A 17,633-nucleotide genomic window follows, 5' to 3' on the forward strand; every position below is an offset into this window, starting at 1 on the left:
GCGCCATGGATGGCGCCATCGAGCCCCCAGGGATGGGTTTACGGCGTGTCCTGCAAGCCCACACCGCCCCGCCAACCCACGGAATGCTCGCTGTTGCTGTTGCTGTTGCTGTTGCTTCGGCTTCTGCAGGTGCAGGGCGCAGCCCTGCCGAACCACCCTCACTCCGCGACGTGCTCGACCTGCCGTGGTTCGGGCTTTGTATCAGGCAGCTGCCAGAAGATCATCGTCGAGGTCAGGGTGATCGCGCCTACGCACAGGAACGTGGCATGCAGCGCCGCGGTCGCGCTGTTGCTGTCCAGGTGATTGCCGAACGCGGCCAGCAGGCTGCCGGCTGCAGCGGCACCGAAACCGGCGGCGAGCATCATCACCATCGACAGCAGGCTGTTGCCGGAACTGGCGAACTCTCGGTCCAGGTCACGCAGGGTCACCGTGTTCATCACAGTGAACTGCAGCGAATTGACCGCACCGAAGAAGGCCAGCTGCAGCAGGCGCCAGGCCAGGTGCTGGCCGGGTGTCATCAGGATGAAGCTGGCCATCGCCAGGCCCACCAGCACGGTGTTGACCATCAGCACGCGGCGGTAGCCGTAGTGCTCCACCAGCTTCACTGCCAGCTTCTTCGATACCATGCCGGCGGCTGCCACCGGCACCATCATCAGGCCGGCGTTCATCGGGCCCAGGCCCAGGCCGACCTGCAGCAGCAACGGGATCAGCATTGGCATGGCGCTGCTGCCGATGCGCGAGAACAGGTTGCCGAGGATGCCGATGCGGTAGCTGGGTACGCGGAACAGTGCCAGCGAGAATAACGGCGCCGTCGAATTGGCCGCGTGCAGCCAGTAACCCACCAGCGCCGCCAGGCCGGCCACGGTCATCAGCATCACCAGCGCATGTGGCGTACCGAGCCCGGAGATGCCGTCCAGTGCCAGCGACAGCACCACCATCGCGAAGGCCAGCATGATGTAGCCACGCAGGTCGAAACGGGTGCGATGGCTGGCGTAGTGGTCGGGCATGATCTTCATCGCGGCGATGAAACCGATCACGCCGATCGGCAGGTTGATCAGGAACACCCAGTGCCATGAGGCGATCTCCACCAGCCAGCCGCCCAGCGTCGGGCCGATCAGCGGGCCGACCAGGGCCGGGATGGCGATGAAGCTCATCGCGCGCAGGAAATCTTCGCGCGGTACCGAGCGCATCACCGCCAGCCGACCGACCGGCAGCAGCATGGCACCGCCGATGCCCTGTAGCACGCGTGCACCAACCAGCTGGTGCAGGTGCTGGGCCAGTGCGCAGGCCAGCGAGCCAAGCGTGAACAGGATGATCGCCACCAGGAAGGTGCGACGGGTGCCGTAGCGGTCTGCGATCCAGCCGGAGGCGGGAATGAAGGTGGCCACCGCCAGCGCGTAGCTGAACACCACCGACTGCATCTGCAGCGGGCTTTCGCCCAGGCTGGCGGCCATCGCCGGCAAGGCCGTGTTGACGATGGTCGAGTCCAGCATCTGCATGAAGATCGCCAACGAAACCAGCCACAGCAGAGGGCGCTGGCGGTTGTAGGTCGATGGCGATGTGGACATGGGGTGCGGCCGGTGCAGCGTGGGGGCCACCATGATCGCGCACTGCGGGTCACGGCGCGATCAACATCGCGCCGCAACCGCGTGCGCAGTGTTCAGCGCTGGCTGTGCGCGTGCACCGCGTCGACCAGCACCTGCACATGTGCCGGGTCCATGTCCGGCGACATGCCGTGGCCCAGATTGAACACATGGCCCTCGCGCGAGCCGCCGTTGCCGGCAGCATAGGTGTCGAGCACGCGCGCGGCGGCTGCGGCGATTGCATCCGGCGAGGCGTACAGCGTGGTCGGGTCAAGGTTGCCCTGCAGGGCGACGCGGCCACCGGTACGGCGCATCGCCTCGTCCAGGTCCAGCGTCCAGTCCAGGCCGAGCGCATCGGCGCCGGTCTGCGACAGCGCTTCCAGGTGCAGGCCGGTGCCCTTGCCGAACAGGATCAGCGGCGTGCGCTCGCTGCCTTCGCCGCGCTCCAGGCCTTCGGCGATGCGCTGCAGGTAGCGCAGCGAGAACTCGCGGTACATCGACGGCGACAGCACGCCACCCCAGGTGTCGAACACCTGCAGCGCCTGCGCACCGGCCGCGCGCTGCGCGCCCAGGTACGCAATCACCGCGTCGGTGGTGACCTCCAGCAGGCGGTGCAGGGCCTGCGGGTGGTTCAGTGCCATCGCCTTGATGCGCGCGAAGTCCTTGCTGCCGCCGCCTTCCACCATGTAGCAGGCCAGTGTCCACGGGCTGCCGGAGAAGCCGATCAGCGGCACCTGGCCGTCCAGCTCGCGGCGGATCAGGCGCACCGCGTCCATCACATAGCGCAGGTCCTGTTCCATGTCCGGCACCGCCAGCTTGGCGATGGCCGCTTCATCACGTACCGGGTGACGGAACTTCGGGCCTTCGCCTTCGACGAAGTACAGCTCCAGGCCCATCGCATCGGGAATGGTGAGGATGTCCGAGAACAGAATGGCCGCGTCCAAGGGGAACCGGCGCAGCGGCTGCAGGGTGACCTCGCAGGCAATCTCCGGATTCTTGGCCATGGCCAGGAAGCTGCCGGCCTTGGCCCGGGTCGCGCGGTACTCCGGCAGGTAGCGTCCGGCCTGGCGCATCAGCCAGACGGGGGTGCAGTCCACCGGTTCGCGGCGCAGGGCGCGCAGCAGGCGATCATTGCGGAGAGGGCTGGTCACGATGGGCATTCCTTGGACGAAAGTTGGCAGCGGCGTCAGTCGCCGTGCGAAAGGATCTGGAAGCCGCGATGCAGTTCGGCATCGCGGGCTTTCTCGAAAGCATGGTGGGCTTCGTCGGCCTGCAGGAACAGCTCGCGCCGCAGCTGCGAGCGGGCACCGACGCGGCCGCTCTCGCGCAGCAGCTCCCAGCCGCCGAACAGGTCCGGCTGCAGGCTCAGGCGCAGGAAGCGCGGTGCCTGCGCACCGGCGTCGGGATGTTGCAGGTAGACGTGCATGGCGCCGATTGTAGCGGGGCCAGGGTGACCCCGGCCGCAACGCGGTCGTGCCGGCGGCTGGCCGGCTTCCTCGTCGCTGACGTTGCCGGCCAGCGGCCGCCACTACCGGGACGACAGCACCTTCAGCACCACCGCCTCATCCACATCCGGCACCACTTCGGCACGGCCCATGCCGCGCCACAGCACCAGGCGCAGGCGGCCGGCCACGTTCTTCTTGTCCAGCCGCATGCGGCCGAGCAAGGCCTGCGGGTCCAGCCCGGCCGGGATCGCCACCGGCAGGCCGAGGTGTTCCAGCAGCGCCTGCAGGCGGGCGCGGTCGGCATCCTCGGCCAGGCCGAGCTCGGTGGACAGCGTTGCGGCCAGCACCATGCCGACCGCTACGGCTTCGCCATGGTTCAGCGCGTCGCGGCCCGGGGCCGCGTAGCCCTGCTCGGTCTCGATGGCATGGCCGAAGGTATGGCCGAGGTTGAGCAGGGCGCGCTCGCCCTTCTCGAACGGATCGCGCTCGACGATGGCGGCCTTGTGCCGGCAGCTGCGCGCGATGGCTTCGGAAAGCACGTTGTCTTCGCCGGCCAGCAGCGCATCGGCATGCTGCTGCAGCCATTCGAAGAACACGGCATCACCCAGCGCGCCGTACTTGACCACTTCGGCCAGGCCAGCACGCAGCTCGCGCGGCGGCAGGGTGGCCAGCACGCGGGTGTCGGCAATGACCGCACGCGGTGGATGGAACGCGCCAACCAGGTTCTTGCCGGCCGGAATGTCGACCGCGGTCTTGCCGCCTACCGACGAATCGACCATCGCCAACAAGGTGGTCGGCAGTTGCACGCAATCCACGCCGCGCATCCAGCAGGCGGCGGCAAAACCGGCGAGGTCACCGACCACGCCGCCACCGAGGGCGAACACGCAGGCGTCGCGGGTGGCGCCGAGTGCGGCCAGCGCTTCGATCGCGCGGCCGAATTCAGCCAGGGTCTTGGAGGCTTCGCCGGCGGCCAGCACGTGCTCGCCGACGATCAGGTCGGGGCGGGCAGCCAACAGCGTCTGCTTGACCGACGCCAGATAGCGCGGGGCCACTTCGCTGTCGCTGAGCAGCAGCACGTGGCGGCCGCGAACATGCGAGGCCAGTGCAGCACCATCGGCCTGGGCTCCGGCGCCGATGGTGATGGAGTAGGGGCGGTCGCCGCCAACGGCGACCTGCAGCAGGGCGGGGGAAGTCATGCGGTCAGGTCCTGGCGCTGCCATTGCGTGGCCAGCTTGACCACCAGGTGGGCGGTCGCGTCGGCAGCGGTATACGGGTCGGTATCAAGGGTGAGGTCGGCCAGTTCGCGGTACAGCGGGTCGCGGTGTGCGGCCAGATCGTGCAGCACCTGCTCGCGGTCCGGGCGCTGCAGCAGCGGCCGGCCCTTGTCGCGGGCCAGGCGTTCCAGCTGCGCGGCCACGCTGACCCGCAGGTAGACCACGAAGCCGCGTTGGGCGATCAGTGCACGGTTGTCCGGATCCAGCACCGCGCCGCCACCGGTGGAGACCAGCTGGCCGCGACCTTCCAGCACGCGGGCAAGCGCCTCGCGTTCATGGCTGCGGAAGCCGGCTTCGCCGGAATGCTCGAAGATGGTCGGAATGCTGGCGCCGGCGGCATCGACGATGGCCTGGTCGACATCGACGAAGTCCAGCGTGAAGCGCTCGGCCAGGCGGCGGCCGATGCAGGTTTTGCCGGCGCCCATCGGGCCGATCAGGATCAGGTTCGGAGCAGGATTCATGCCCTGTGATGCTAACACCTCCGTGCCCTGGCCTTTACGTCCTTCACGTCAGGGTAGGCGTTCCTGCGGGGTTTCCCGCGCCAACCGGAGTACAGGCCATGACGGTCGCCAAGGTTATCGAAATCACCGCCTCCTCGCCGAAGAGCGTGGAGGACGCCGTGCGCAGCGGTCTGAAGAAGGTCTCCGAGACGGTAAAGGGCATCCAGGGCGCCTGGGTGAACGAGACCAAGGTGGTCACCAATGGCAGCGGCGAAATCACCGAATGGCGGGTCAACCTGCGGGTAACCTTCCTGGTGGAATAGGCGCGCTCAGCGCACGTCCTGCACCTGTCGCTGGCCGTCCAGCATTACTAGGTGGTCGGCCAGGGCGGGCAGGGTAGCCAGCGCCTGCCGGCTGACCCGTTCGTAGTACTGCACGAAGCGCTCCAGCTGCGGCCGGCTCATGCCGTGCCGGCCCGGCTGCGCGGCCTGCAGGTTCTGCTCCTGCTGCCACCGCCAGCGCGGTACCACCGAGAAATCCGGTGGCTGCAGGAACCACAGGCGGTCGCAGCGCTGCCACAGCGCCGGGTAGTCGCGGGCCAGCGCCTGGTTGCACCAGCGCCGCCAGCGACCATCGGCGTCGGCTTCGCGCTCCAGTGCGTTCAACGGGCTGTCCAGCGCGTCGTCATCCTGCGCAGGCGTGCCCAGGAACCAGCCTTCGAAGACCAGCAGGTCCAGCGGTTGCTGCAGCTGCGGCCAGTGGGCTTGCGGCAGGCGTTCATCGGCCAGCTTGTCGAAGCGCGGCATCGCGAACGGCTGGCGTGCGGCCACCGCGTCCAGCACTGCGTGGGCCAGCGGCAGGTCATGGGTGCCCGGCGGGCCGCGGGTGATCAGCAGCGGGTGCACCTGGCGGGCCAGTCGTTGGCGCTGTGCGCGGGTCAGGTAGACATCATCGATGGACAGCGTGGCGGCGTTCAGGCCGCGCGACTGGGCGCGCGCCACCACCTGTGCGGCCAGCGTCGATTTGCCGCTCCCCTGCAGGCCGCTGATCGCCAATACTGGAACCGCTGCACCGCTGCCCAGTGCATCGTCCAGCACCTGTTCGGCCAATGTTTCGGGGAATCCTTTCACCTGGGGCATATACGCAGCAGCGGCCATGCAGCCACAATAGCCCAATCCGTGTGAGAAGAACGCAATCATGAGCGACCTGTACGCCGAAGCCCTGTCCACGTTTGCCGACCTGTTCGAAGAAGCCAAACAGAGCCGCGAGGTCGAGCCGAACGCGATGACCGTGGCCACTGCCGATACGCACGGCCGTCCCTCGGCACGTACCGTGCTGCTGAAGGCGTTCGACGAGCGTGGTTTCGTGTTCTACACCCACTTGGACAGCCATAAGGGCCAGGAGCTGCAGGCCAATCCGCAGGCCGCGCTGTTGTTCCTGTGGCGCAGCCTGCGCGAGGCCGGTATCCAGGTGCGCATTGAAGGCCGTGTCGAGCAGGTCGCCGATGCCGAAGCCGATGCCTATTTCGCCAGCCGCCCGCGCATGAGCCAGATCGGCGCGTGGGCCTCGCAGCAGTCGAAGACGCTGGCAACGCGCGAGGAATTCGATGCGCGCGTGGCCGAGGTCGAAGCCCGCTTTGAGGGCAAGGACGTGCCGCGCCCGGAGGGCTGGAGCGGCCTGCGCGTGGTGCCCGACCGCATCGAGTTCTGGTACGGCGCGCAGTTCCGCCTGCACGAACGCTGGTGCTATGAAGCCGGCGCCGAAGGGCGCTGGAGCAAGCGCCTGCTGTACCCGTAAGGCTGCCCGATGCAACGCCTGCCGCTGTACCGCGTGGTGGTGTTCGTGCCGTCGGCAGCACTGGATGCGGTGAAGCAGGGCATCCTGGCGGTGGACGCGCTGGCGGCCGGCGACTACGAACACGGTATGTGGTGGTCGGCGCCGGGGTTCGAGCAGTTCCGCCCGCGCGTGGGTGCGTCGCCCGCACAGGGTGAGGCGGGTCGCACCGAAGTGGTCGCCAGCGTGCGCCTGGAGTTCTGCCTGCCGCGTGATCCGCAGCGGCTGCAGCGCATCTTCGAACAGGGCATCGTGCCGCATCATCCGTGGCAGGTGCCTGTCGTGCAGGTGGAGGAGATCGAGCTTCTGCTTGCCGACGCACGCTTTTTGTAGAGTCGAGCCATGCTCGACTGCTGTTGCTCTGGCGCGTAAAGCAGTCGAGCATGGCTCGACTCTACAAGAGTGGATTGTCGCATTCGGACCCATGCGCTTCATCTGCGGGCAATCAACCAACCGGCACACTCCAACGAATGTCCTCGACTTCCGGAGTTGCCATGCCCTCCTGGCGTTGCCTGTTTGCGGTGCCGCCGCCGCGTCACGGCGTGGAAGCGTTCCTGCTGTTGATCGCCCGCATCGTGGCCGGGGTGATGTTCTGCGTGTCCGGCTGGAACAAGGTGTTCACCGATGCGGGCCGCGAACGTATGGTGCATACGCTGGTCGATGCGGGGATCCCGTTCCCGGTGTTCAGTGCGCCGGTGCTCGGTGTGATCGAATGGATCGCCGGCGGCCTGCTGGTGCTGGGTCTGCTGAGTCGCCCCTCGGCCCTGCTGCTGGCGGGCATCTGTGCGGTGGCCGCAATGACTGATGGCATCGCGCGCATTCCTGCGGGACTGAGCGTGCCCGATTGGCTGAGCTGGTTCTTCTACCTCAGCGAAGTGCCGCTTGGGGTGCTGCTGCTATGGGTTGCGGCGATAGGGAGCGGTCGGTTCGCCATCGAGGCGCGTTGGGCGCGCTGACGGCACGCACCCTGTAGAGCCGAGCCCATGCTCGGCTGCTTTTTGTAGTCGAGCATGGCTCGACTCTACAGAAGGCATGCAAGCTCGATGCTACAAATTCTCCGCGCGCAGCCAGCGCCACAGCGTGGTGCGTGATACGCCCAGCGCCTGTGCCATCCCCTCGCGGTCATTGCGGTGTTCCTGCAACAGCGTTTCCAACTGCGCACGCGGCGGGCGCTTGCCGTTGCTTTCCACTGGTAGCGCAGCGGCGCCCTCATTCACCAGCTCGGGTGCCAGCTGCAGCAGTCGCGCGGCATCAATCAGCCCTTCACCGGGTTGCCAATGGATGCGCAGCCGATCCACCAGATTACGCAATTCGCGCACATTTCCGGGCCACTCGGCGGTGGTCAGCACCGCCAGTGCCTCCGCATCCAGTGGCGCATCGATACCACGCAGCTGGCGGAAGAAATGCTGCGTCAACAGCGGGATGTCACCGCGCCGGGCACGCAGCGCGGGCAGGGCAATACGCAGCGCGGCCAGGCGGTAGTACAGGTCGCGGCGGAAGCTGCCGGCTGCCGCGCGCTGTTCCAGCGACTGCAGGGTCGCGGCCACCACGCGCAGGTCGACCGGGGTCGGTTCGGTGGCGCCGACACGCAGCACTTCGCGCTCTTCCAATACGCGCAGCAAGCGGGTCTGCAGCGGCAGCGGCAGTTCGCCGATCTCATCCAGGAACAGGGTGCCGCCATCGGCGGCCTCGACCAGGCCGACACGGCCGCCACGACGTGCGCCGGTGAAGGCGCCATCGCTGTAGCCGAACAGCTCCGCTTCCAGCAGCGATTCGCTGATCGCGCCACAGTTCAGTGCCACGAAGCGGCCACGGCGGCCGCTGGCGGCGTGCAGCTGGCGCGCCACCAGTTCCTTGCCGGTGCCGGTTTCGCCCGTGATCAGTACGGTGCTGTCATGCGGGGCGTACAGCGCGATCTGTGCGCGCACCTGTGCCATGGCCTCGCTGTCGCCGAGCAGGTCGTGGGCATCGCTGCGCGGTGCGGCGCGGCGGCGCGGCGCGGGCCGGCTGCCGCCGGAGCGGGCAAGGGTCTGGGTCAGTTCCAACGCATGCTCGAACGCTTGCCGTACCGAATCTGCCGAGTACAGCAGCACACCGGGCAGGCCGGCCTGTTCGGCATGATCGATGGCCATGCCGGTGCCGACGATCACCTCGATGCCGTTGGCGCGCAGGTCGGCGATGCAGTCGCGGGCGTCCTCGCGGGTGACGAAGCGGCGATGCTCGATATCCAGGCCGAAACTCTGCTGGAAGTTGCTGAACACCGGCACGTCGCTGGCGTGGGTGACCAGGCCGATGCGGCTGGCGATTCGACGCGCCCGCGCCAGCGCTTCCATCAGGTCGAAGCCGTTGGCCTGGATCGGCACCAGCGGCAGCTCCAGCCGGCCGCGCAGCCAGGCCGCGTTGGAGCCGCCGGCGATGACCACGTCACAGTGCTCGCGGCGCAGACGCTGGCCGATCACGTCCACCGCTTCCTCGAAGCCGAGGTTGATCTGCTCGATGCGCGCGCGGCGGTCGAACTCGGGAATGACGTCGCCGAGCAGGCCGGTCAGCCGCGAGACGCTGACGGTCCAGATCACCGGGCGGCCGGGGTCGGCATCGGCGTGGCGCAGAGGCGAGCGGGGCAGGTACATGGCGGCGCGCGTTGGACGGGATGTTTCATGATACATCCGTTTCAATGTTTCATATGTTTCACTGTTGAGCGAGCGTCATTCCCGTGAAATCAACGGCTTGCAGCTTGGCATGGTGCTTGCGCTCTCTATCCCGTACTTCAACCTGGATTGCCGCATGACCGCTTCCGCCCCTTTCTCCGCCGGTGCCCGCTTCCGTGAGGCGCTGGCTGCCGAATCGCCGCTGCAGGTGATCGGCGCGATCAACGCCAACCATGCACTGCTGGCCAAGCGCGCCGGCTTCCGCGCCATCTACCTGTCCGGCGGCGGTGTTGCTGCCGGCTCGCTGGGCCTGCCGGACCTGGGCATCAACACCTTGGAAGACGTGCTGGTGGACGTGCGCCGCATCACCGATGTCTGCGACCTGCCGTTGATGGTGGACATCGACACCGGCTTCGGCCCGAGTGCGTTCAACATCGCGCGCACCGTGAAGTCGCTGATCAAGGCCGGTGCGGCCGCCTGCCATATCGAAGACCAGGTCGGCGCCAAGCGTTGCGGTCACCGCCCCGGCAAGGAGATCGTCTCGCAGGGCGAAATGGTGGACCGCGTGAAGGCAGCCGCCGATGCCAAGACCGATCCGGACTTCTTCCTGATCGCGCGTACCGACGCCATCCAGGTGGACGGCGTGGACAAGGCCATCGAGCGCGCCATTGCCTGTGTCGAGGCCGGTGCCGACGGCATCTTCGCCGAGGCCGCCTACGATCTGGATACCTACCGCCGCTTCGTCGACGCGGTGAAGGTGCCGGTGCTGGCCAACATCACCGAGTTCGGTGCCACTCCGCTGTTCAGCCGCGATGAACTGGCTTCGGCCGGCGTCGCCATCCAACTGTTCCCGCTGTCGGCCTTCCGTGCGGCCAACAAGGCCGCCGAGAACGTCTACCAGGCGGTGCGCCGCGATGGTCATCAGCGCAACGTGGTGGAAGTCATGCAGACCCGCGAAGAACTCTACGACCGCATCGGCTACCACGCCTTCGAGCAGCAGCTCGATGCACTGTTCGCCGCCAAGAAATAAGCAGTACCCTGCACCATCAAGTTTTCGGAGGGAAACATGAACGATACGACCGCAACCCCGACCTTCAAGCCGAAGAAGTCCGTCGCCCTGTCCGGCACCGCTGCCGGCAACACCGCGCTGTGCAGCGTGGGCCGTAGTGGCAACGACCTGCACTACCGTGGCTACGACATCCTGGACCTGGCCAACACCAGCGAGTTCGAGGAAATCGCCTACCTGCTGGTGCACGGCAAGCTGCCGACCCGCGCCGAGCTGGTTTCCTACAAGGCCAAGCTGAAGTCGCTGCGTGGCATCCCGGCCGCGGTGAAGGCGGCGCTGGAAGAACTGCCGCCGTCGGCGCACCCGATGGACGTGATGCGCACCGGCGTGTCCGTGCTCGGCTGCGTGGCGCCGGAGAAGGACGACCACAACCATCCGGGCGCGCGTGACATCGCCGACAAGCTGATGGCCTGCCTCGGTTCGATGCTGCTGTATTGGTACCACTGGAGCCACAACGGCCGCGCCATCGACGTGGAAACCGACGATGACTCGATCGGTGGCCACTTCCTGCACCTGCTGCACGGGGAGAAGCCGCAGGAGTCGTGGGTGAAGGCAATGCACACCTCGCTGATCCTGTACGCGGAACACGAGTTCAATGCCTCGACCTTCACCTGCCGTGTCATCGCCGGCACCGGCAGCGACATGTACAGCGCGATCTGCGGTGGCATCGGCGCGCTGCGCGGTCCGAAGCACGGCGGCGCCAACGAGGTGGCGTTCGAAGTGCAGAAGCGCTACGACACCCCGGATGAGGCCGAGGAAGACATCAAGGCCCGCGTCGAGCGCAAGGAAGTGGTGATCGGTTTCGGCCACCCGGTCTACACCGTCTCCGATCCGCGCAACAAGGTGATCAAGGATGTGGCCCGCGAGCTGTCCGAAGAGCAGTCGAGCATGAAGATGTACGACATCGCCGAGCGTCTGGAATCGGTGATGTGGGACATCAAGAAAATGTTCCCGAACCTGGACTGGTTCAGCGCCGTCAGCTACCACATGATGGGCGTGCCGACCGCGATGTTCACTCCCCTGTTCGTGATCGCCCGCACCGCCGGCTGGAGCGCGCACATCGTCGAGCAGCGTATTGACGGCAAGATCATCCGCCCGAGCGCCAACTACATCGGTCCGGAAGACCGCGATTTCGTCGCCATCGACAAGCGCGTCTGATCCACCTGCTGTACCCATCCGGCCGGCCGCGTGCCGGCCGGATGCTTTCGCCGCCGCACCGCCGGCACCCGGCCCGCCTCAAGTACTCCGCCAGCCCATGAATACCGATTACCGCAAGAACCTCCCCGGCAGCGCGCTGGATTATTTCGACGCGCGTGCCGCTGTCGATGCGATCCAGCCCGGCGCCTACGCCACCCTGCCGTACACCTCGCGCGTGCTGGCCGAGAACCTGGTGCGCCGCTGCGATCCGGCCACGCTCGGCGATTCGCTGAAGCAGCTGATCGAGCGCCGTCGCGACCTCGATTTCCCGTGGTTCCCGGCGCGCGTTGTGTGCCACGACATCCTCGGCCAGACCGCACTGGTCGACCTGGCCGGCCTGCGTGATGCGATCGCCGACAAGGGCGGTGACCCGGCCAAGGTGAATCCGGTGGTGCCGGTGCAGCTGATCGTCGATCACTCGCTGGCAGTAGAGTGCGGTGGTTTCGATCCGCAGGCGTTCGAGAAGAACCGCGCCATCGAAGATCGCCGCAACGAAGACCGATTCCACTTCATCGACTGGACCAAGCTGGCGTTCGAGAACGTGGACGTGATTCCGCCGGGCAACGGCATCATGCACCAGATCAACCTGGAGAAGATGTCGCCGGTGGTCTACGTGCAGGACGGCGTGGCCTTCCCGGATACCTGCGTGGGTACCGACAGCCATACCCCGCACGTGGATGCGCTGGGTGTAATCGCGATTGGTGTTGGCGGCCTGGAAGCCGAGAACGTGATGCTGGGCCGTGCCTCGTGGATGCGCCTGCCGGACGTCATCGGCGTCGAGCTGACCGGCAGGCCGCAGCCGGGCATCACCGCCACCGACGTGGTGCTGGCACTGACCGAGTTCCTGCGCAAGGAGCGCGTGGTCGGTGCGTATCTTGAATTCTTCGGCGAGGGTGCTGCGGCACTGACCATCGGTGACCGCGCCACCATTTCCAACATGTGCCCGGAGTACGGCGCGACCGCCGCGATGTTCTACATCGACGGGCAGACCATCGATTACCTGCGCCTGACCGGCCGCGAGGAATCGCAGGTGGCGCTGGTGGAGAACTACGCCCGTACCACAGGCCTGTGGGCCGATGACCTGGCCACCGCGCAGTACGAGCGCGTGCTGCGCTTCGATCTGTCCAGCGTGGTGCGCAACATGGCCGGCCCGTCCAATCCGCACAAGCGCGTGGCCACCGCCGAGCTGACCGAGCGCGGCATCGCCGACGAAGCCAAGCTGCAAGCCGGCAAGGCCGAGCAGGCGCAGGGGCTGATGCCCGATGGCGCGGTGATCATCGCCGCCATTACCAGCTGCACCAACACCTCCAACCCGCGCAACGTGATTGCCGCTGCACTGCTGGCGCGCAACGCCAACGCGCGTGGCCTGCAGCGCAAGCCGTGGGTGAAGTCGTCGCTGGCGCCGGGTTCCAAGGCCGTGCAGCTGTACCTGGAAGAATCTGGTCTGCTGCCGGACCTGGAACGGCTCGGCTTCGGCATCGTCGCCTTCGCCTGCACTACGTGCAACGGCATGAGCGGTGCGCTGGACCCGAAGATCCAGCAGGAAATCATCGACCGTGACCTGTACGCAACGGCTGTGCTGTCGGGTAACCGCAACTTCGATGGCCGCATTCATCCGTACGCCAAGCAGGCCTTCCTGGCCTCGCCGCCGCTGGTGATCGCCTATGCCATCGCCGGCACCGTCCGCTTCGATATCGAGAAGGACGTGCTGGGCGTGGATGCCGAGGGCAACGAGGTGCGCCTGAAGGACATCTGGCCGAGCGACGCCGAGATCGACGCGGTGGTGAAGGCCTCGGTGAAGCCCGAGCAGTTCCGCAAGGTCTACAACCCGATGTTCAACGTGCGCGTGGAGCATGGCGCCGCGGTCAGCCCGCTGTACGACTGGCGCCCGCAGAGCACCTACATCCGTCGTCCTCCGTACTGGGAGGGCGCACTGGCCGGCGAGCGTACGTTGGCAGGCATGCGCGCGCTGGCGGTGCTGCCGGACAACATCACCACCGACCACCTGTCGCCGTCCAACGCGATCCTGGCCTCCAGTGCCGCCGGTGAATACCTGGCGAAAATGGGTCTGCCGGAAGAAGACTTCAATTCCTACGCGACGCATCGCGGTGACCACCTGACCGCGCAGCGCGCAACGTTCGCCAATCCGAAGCTGTTCAACGAGATGGTGCGCAACGACGATGGCAGCGTGAAGCAGGGCTCGCTGGCGCGGGTGGAGCCGGACGGGAAGGTCATGCGCATGTGGGAAGCGATCGAGACCTACATGGACCGCAAGCAGCCGCTGATCATCATCGCCGGCGCCGACTACGGCCAGGGCAGCTCGCGTGACTGGGCCGCCAAGGGCGTGCGCCTGGCCGGTGTGGAAGCGATCGTGGCCGAAGGCTTCGAACGCATCCACCGCACCAACCTGATCGGCATGGGCGTGTTGCCGCTGGAGTTCAAGCCGGGCACCACCCGCCTGACCCTGGGCATCGATGGCACCGAGACCTTCGACGTGATCGGCGAGCGCACCCCGCGCGCCGAGCTGACGCTGGTCATCCACCGCCGCGACGGCCAGAACGTGATCGTGCCGGTCACCTGCCGCCTGGACAGCGACGAGGAAGTGGCGATCTACGAAGCCGGTGGCGTGCTGCAGCGCTTCGCCCAGGACTTCCTGGAAGGCGCCAAGGTGGCGTGATGCCGGGCTGAATGCCTGCCCCCGGAGACCGGGGGCGGGCTTGTCCGACACCAGGGCAGGGCGCACACTGACTTGGCAAAAACTGCCAAAGGAGAGTTTCATGGCCACCATGAACATTTCGCTGACCGACCCGCTCAAGCAGTTCGTGGACGAGGAAGTGCGCGAAGGCGGCTACTCCAGTACGTCGGACTATGTGCGTGACCTGATCCGCCAGCGCCAGCGCAGCAAGGCCGAAGAACTGCTCAAGCAGCTGATTGCCGAGGGGCTGGCTTCTGGTCCTTCGGCACCTCTGGCGCCGGATCACTTTGACAAGCTCCGTGAGCGTGCACGGAACCGCAAGTGAAACCTTCGCACTGGTCCCCTGCAGCGGTTCAAGATCTTGACCAGGCAGCAGGCTGGTATGCAGATCAAGGCGGAGAAGTGCTGGAAATCGGCTTCATCGATGCGGTGGAATCCGTTGTAAAGCTGATCGAGGCCCACCCGGGTGCTGGTTCCGCACTGCATGCGGGTCTGTTGCCCTCGCTGCCAGCGCCGTTGCGTTTTCATCCGGTTCGTCGCTTCAACGGCTACCTGATCTACTACGTGGAGCTACCTGCGCACGTTTCCATCGTGCGCATCTGGAATGCTTCGCGGGGCATGGAAGCACTGTTCGAAGACGAGAAGCTCAACCCCGATATTGGTTCGTCGCATCCAGGATACTGATCCATGACCTTCCTCCCGCAACTCCGTATTCCCGCCACCTACATGCGCGGCGGCACCAGCAAGGGCGTGTTCTTCCGCCTGCAGGACCTGCCCGAAGCCGCGCAGGTGCCGGGCGCCGCACGCGATGCGCTGCTGATGCGCGTGATCGGCTCGCCCGATCCGTATGGCAAGCAGACCGACGGCATGGGCGGTGCAACGTCCAGCACCAGCAAGTGCGTGATCATCTCCCCCGCTTCGGTGCCCGACCACGACGTCGACTACCTGTACGGCCAGGTCTCGATCGACACCGCCTTCGTCGACTGGAGCGGCAACTGCGGCAATCTCAGCACCGCGGTGGGTCCGTTCGCGATCGCCAACGGTCTGATCGATCCGGCCCGTGTGCCGCGCGATGGCCTGTGCACCGTGCGCATCTGGCAGGCCAACATCGGCAAGACCATCATCGCCCACGTGCCGATGCGCGATGGCGAAGTGCAGGAGATCGGCGATTTCGAGCTGGATGGCGTGACCTTCCCGGCGGCCGAGATCCAGCTGGAATTCATCGATCCGTCCGATGACGGCGATGCGGGCGCGATGTTCCCGACCGGCAATCTGGTGGACACCTTGGATGTGCCCGGCGTGGGCAGCTTCGAGGTGACCATGATTACCGCCGGCATCCCGACGATCTTTCTCAACGCCGCCGACCTGGGCTACAGCGGCACCGAGCTGCAGCCGGCGATCAACGAAGACAAGGCCGCGCTGCAGAAGTTCGAGACCATTCGCGCCTATGGCGCCTTGCGCATGGGTCTGATCAGGAACCTGGAAGACGCGGCGACACGCCAGCACACGCCCAAGGTGGCGTTCGTTGCACCGGCACAGGACTACGTGTCGTCCAGTGGCAAGGCGATCCCGGCGTCGGCCATCGATCTGCACGCGCGGGCGCTATCGATGGGCAAGCTGCACCACGCGATGATGGGCACTGCCGCGGTTGCAATCGGTACCGCAGCGGCGATCCCGGGCACGCTGGTCAATCGCGCGGCCGGTGGTGGCGAGCGCGAAGCGGTGACGTTCGGCCATCCGTCCGGCACGTTGCGCGTGGGTGCGCAGGCGGCACTCGTTGACGGCCAGTGGACAGTGACCAAGGCCATCATGAGCCGCAGCGCCCGCGTGCTGATGGAAGGCAGGGTGCGGGTACCGGCCGAGTGATGCGTTGGTAAACGCCAACCAAGGTTGGCGACTACCGGGCCACAGAGACCGATTGCTTTGGTAGATGCCAACCTTGGTTGGCAGGGTGCACGGGCAACCGTGCACCGCAACGAGGAGATCGACGATGTCCGACAGCCACACCCCATCCAACGAGCGTGCAGCGTGGGATGCGCTGCTGGTGGACATCGTCGACTACGTACGCGACGCCCGCATCGACTCACCGCTGGCGTTCCAGACCGCACACCACTGCCTGCTCGATACCCTGGGCTGCGGCCTGGAGGCACTGTCCTTCCCGGCCTGCAGCAAGCTGCTTGGGCCATTGGTGCCGGGCATCAGTGTGGTCAACGGGGCGCGCGTGCCGGGTACGCACTACGTGCTGGATCCGGTGCAGGCGGCCTTCAACCTCGGCGCAATGGTGCGCTGGCTGGATTTCAACGACACCTGGCTGGCCGCCGAATGGGGCCATCCTTCCGACAATCTCGGCGGCATCCTCGCCGTCTGCGATTGGCTGGGCCGCAATGCGCAGGCCCTGCGTCGTCCGCCGCCGACCATGCACGATGTTCTGCTGGCGATGATCAAGGCGCACGAGATCCAGGGCGTGCTGGCCCTTCAGAATTCCTTCAACCGGGTTGGGCTGGACCACGTGGTGCTGGTCAAGGTCGCCACCACTGCGGTGGTCGCCCAACTGCTCGGGCTGGACCGCGAGCGCATGCTCAATGCGCTGTCGTTGGCCTGGGTCGATGGCCAGTCGCTGCGCACCTACCGGCACGCACCCAACACCGGCTCGCGCAAGAGCTGGGCGGCCGGCGACGCGACCAGCCGTGGCGTGCGCCTGGCGCTGATGGCGGCCAGTGGCGAGATGGGTTACCCGAGCGTGCTCAGCGCACCGACCTGGGGATTTGAAGCGGTGTCGATGCATGGCAAGGCACTGACGCTGGGGCGACCGCTCGGCAGCTATGTGATGGAGAACGTGCTGTTCAAGATCAGCTACCCGGCCGAGTTCCACGGCCAGACCGCGGTGGAGGCGGCGGTCACGCTGCACCAGCAGTTGCGTGCGATGGGGCGGCGGGTCGAGGACATCGCGCATATCGCGATCCGGACCCAGGAAGCCTGCATCCGCATCATCGACAAGCAGGGCCCGCTGCATAATCCCGCCGACCGCGATCACTGCGTGCAGTACATGGTCGCCATCGCGTTGCTGCACGGGCGGCTGGTGGCCGAGGACTATGAGGACGACGTTGCCGCCGATCCGCGTATCGATGCGCTGCGTGCGAAGATGGCTTGTCACGAGGATCCACGGCTCAGCGCCGACTACCTGGACCCGGACAAGCGCAGCATCGCCAACGGCCTGCGCGTGCGCTTCACCGATGGCAGCGAACTGCCGGAGGTGCTTGTGGAGTACCCGCTCGGCCACGCCCGGCGCCGCGAGGAAGGCATTCCGCTGCTGATGGACAAGTTCCGCCGGCACCTGGCCCATCGCTTCCCGACCGCCCAGCAGCAGCGCATCCTCGCGGCATCGCTGGACCCGGTGGCGCTGGCGGCAATGCCGGTGACCGACTACGTGGACCTGTACCTGCCGGGGTAGG

At 66.7% G+C, this 17,633-nt stretch carries 18 protein-coding genes; 11 read left to right on the forward strand and 7 right to left on the reverse strand.

What is annotated here, in order from left to right; translation table 11 throughout:
• Positions 1 to 158: 158 nt before the first annotated feature.
• From mdtD to R1H25_RS15025, 5 genes are all read right to left on the reverse strand, one after another.
• Entirely contained in the window at positions 159 to 1,568 is a 1,410-nt protein-coding gene (gene mdtD, locus R1H25_RS15005) for a multidrug transporter subunit MdtD (protein WP_049444752.1), read from the reverse strand.
• 92 nt (positions 1,569 to 1,660) lie between these two features.
• Positions 1,661 to 2,743 (reverse strand): uroporphyrinogen decarboxylase, encoded by a 1,083-nt coding sequence (hemE, locus tag R1H25_RS15010; RefSeq protein WP_317223985.1) that lies wholly within the window; start codon positions 2,741 to 2,743, stop codon positions 1,661 to 1,663.
• Positions 2,744 to 2,769: 26 nt separating this feature from the next.
• Positions 2,770 to 3,009, reverse strand: coding sequence for a WGR domain-containing protein (locus R1H25_RS15015; RefSeq protein WP_088479631.1), 240 nt, complete (start codon positions 3,007 to 3,009; stop codon positions 2,770 to 2,772).
• Positions 3,010 to 3,111: 102 nt separating this feature from the next.
• On the reverse strand, positions 3,112 to 4,224 hold the full coding sequence (aroB, locus tag R1H25_RS15020) for a 3-dehydroquinate synthase (RefSeq protein ID WP_099589610.1): 1,113 nt from the start codon (positions 4,222 to 4,224) through the stop codon (positions 3,112 to 3,114).
• Positions 4,221 to 4,763, reverse strand: coding sequence for a shikimate kinase (locus R1H25_RS15025; protein WP_057499885.1), 543 nt, complete (start codon positions 4,761 to 4,763; stop codon positions 4,221 to 4,223). The genes aroB and R1H25_RS15025 overlap by 4 nt, the downstream gene beginning before the upstream one ends.
• A 98-nt stretch (positions 4,764 to 4,861) precedes the next feature.
• Here R1H25_RS15025 and R1H25_RS15030 point away from each other — a divergent pair, with 98 nt between their 5' ends.
• Positions 4,862 to 5,065: a dodecin family protein gene (locus R1H25_RS15030; protein ID WP_005410663.1), complete on the forward strand. Its 204-nt coding sequence runs from the start codon at positions 4,862 to 4,864 to the stop codon at positions 5,063 to 5,065.
• A gap of 6 nt (positions 5,066 to 5,071) precedes the next feature.
• Here the strand turns inward: R1H25_RS15030 and R1H25_RS15035 are convergent, their stop codons facing one another.
• The gene (locus R1H25_RS15035) at positions 5,072 to 5,899 is read right to left on the reverse strand and encodes a kinase (RefSeq protein WP_317223986.1); all 828 of its coding nucleotides are present in this window, start codon (positions 5,897 to 5,899) and stop codon (positions 5,072 to 5,074) included.
• A 40-nt stretch (positions 5,900 to 5,939) separates the two neighbouring features.
• Here R1H25_RS15035 and pdxH point away from each other — a divergent pair, with 40 nt between their 5' ends.
• From pdxH to R1H25_RS15050, 3 genes are all read left to right on the forward strand, one after another.
• On the forward strand, positions 5,940 to 6,539 hold the full coding sequence (gene pdxH, locus R1H25_RS15040; protein ID WP_049444740.1) for a pyridoxamine 5'-phosphate oxidase: 600 nt from the start codon (positions 5,940 to 5,942) through the stop codon (positions 6,537 to 6,539).
• A 9-nt stretch (positions 6,540 to 6,548) separates the two neighbouring features.
• Positions 6,549 to 6,908, forward strand: coding sequence for a hypothetical protein (locus tag R1H25_RS15045; RefSeq protein WP_317223987.1), 360 nt, complete (start codon positions 6,549 to 6,551; stop codon positions 6,906 to 6,908).
• A gap of 161 nt (positions 6,909 to 7,069) precedes the next feature.
• Entirely contained in the window at positions 7,070 to 7,531 is a 462-nt protein-coding gene (locus tag R1H25_RS15050; RefSeq protein ID WP_317223988.1) for a DoxX family protein, read from the forward strand.
• Positions 7,532 to 7,621: 90 nt separating this feature from the next.
• Here the strand turns inward: R1H25_RS15050 and prpR are convergent, their stop codons facing one another.
• On the reverse strand, positions 7,622 to 9,205 hold the full coding sequence (gene prpR / locus R1H25_RS15055; RefSeq protein WP_317223989.1) for a propionate catabolism operon regulatory protein PrpR: 1,584 nt from the start codon (positions 9,203 to 9,205) through the stop codon (positions 7,622 to 7,624).
• Between the two features lie 154 nt (positions 9,206 to 9,359).
• On the opposite strand from prpR, the gene prpB reads away from it, so the two are divergent.
• The 7 genes from prpB (at position 9,360) to R1H25_RS15090 (ending at position 17,632) form a co-directional block, all read left to right on the forward strand.
• The gene (gene prpB / locus R1H25_RS15060) at positions 9,360 to 10,253 is read left to right on the forward strand and encodes a methylisocitrate lyase (RefSeq protein ID WP_049444756.1); all 894 of its coding nucleotides are present in this window, start codon (positions 9,360 to 9,362) and stop codon (positions 10,251 to 10,253) included.
• A gap of 36 nt (positions 10,254 to 10,289) precedes the next feature.
• Positions 10,290 to 11,447: a 2-methylcitrate synthase gene (gene prpC, locus R1H25_RS15065; RefSeq protein WP_010482770.1), complete on the forward strand. Its 1,158-nt coding sequence runs from the start codon at positions 10,290 to 10,292 to the stop codon at positions 11,445 to 11,447.
• Between the two features lie 97 nt (positions 11,448 to 11,544).
• Entirely contained in the window at positions 11,545 to 14,163 is a 2,619-nt protein-coding gene (acnD, locus tag R1H25_RS15070; protein ID WP_317223990.1) for a Fe/S-dependent 2-methylisocitrate dehydratase AcnD, read from the forward strand.
• A gap of 100 nt (positions 14,164 to 14,263) precedes the next feature.
• Positions 14,264 to 14,506: a type II toxin-antitoxin system ParD family antitoxin gene (locus R1H25_RS15075; protein WP_005410653.1), complete on the forward strand. Its 243-nt coding sequence runs from the start codon at positions 14,264 to 14,266 to the stop codon at positions 14,504 to 14,506.
• Positions 14,503 to 14,865 carry a type II toxin-antitoxin system RelE/ParE family toxin gene (locus tag R1H25_RS15080; protein ID WP_317223991.1) on the forward strand — a complete coding sequence of 121 codons (363 nt, stop codon included), beginning with the start codon at positions 14,503 to 14,505 and terminating at the stop codon, positions 14,863 to 14,865. The genes R1H25_RS15075 and R1H25_RS15080 overlap by 4 nt, the downstream gene beginning before the upstream one ends.
• Positions 14,866 to 14,868: 3 nt before the next feature.
• Positions 14,869 to 16,047, forward strand: coding sequence for a 2-methylaconitate cis-trans isomerase PrpF (prpF, locus tag R1H25_RS15085; RefSeq protein ID WP_317223992.1), 1,179 nt, complete (start codon positions 14,869 to 14,871; stop codon positions 16,045 to 16,047).
• Between the two features lie 124 nt (positions 16,048 to 16,171).
• Positions 16,172 to 17,632 carry a bifunctional 2-methylcitrate dehydratase/aconitate hydratase gene (locus R1H25_RS15090; protein ID WP_049444724.1) on the forward strand — a complete coding sequence of 487 codons (1,461 nt, stop codon included), beginning with the start codon at positions 16,172 to 16,174 and terminating at the stop codon, positions 17,630 to 17,632.
• Position 17,633 lies beyond the last annotated feature (1 nt).

It is taken from the genome of Stenotrophomonas veracruzanensis, assembly GCF_032911525.1.
Classification (GTDB): Bacteria; Pseudomonadota; Gammaproteobacteria; order Xanthomonadales; family Xanthomonadaceae; genus Stenotrophomonas; species Stenotrophomonas africana.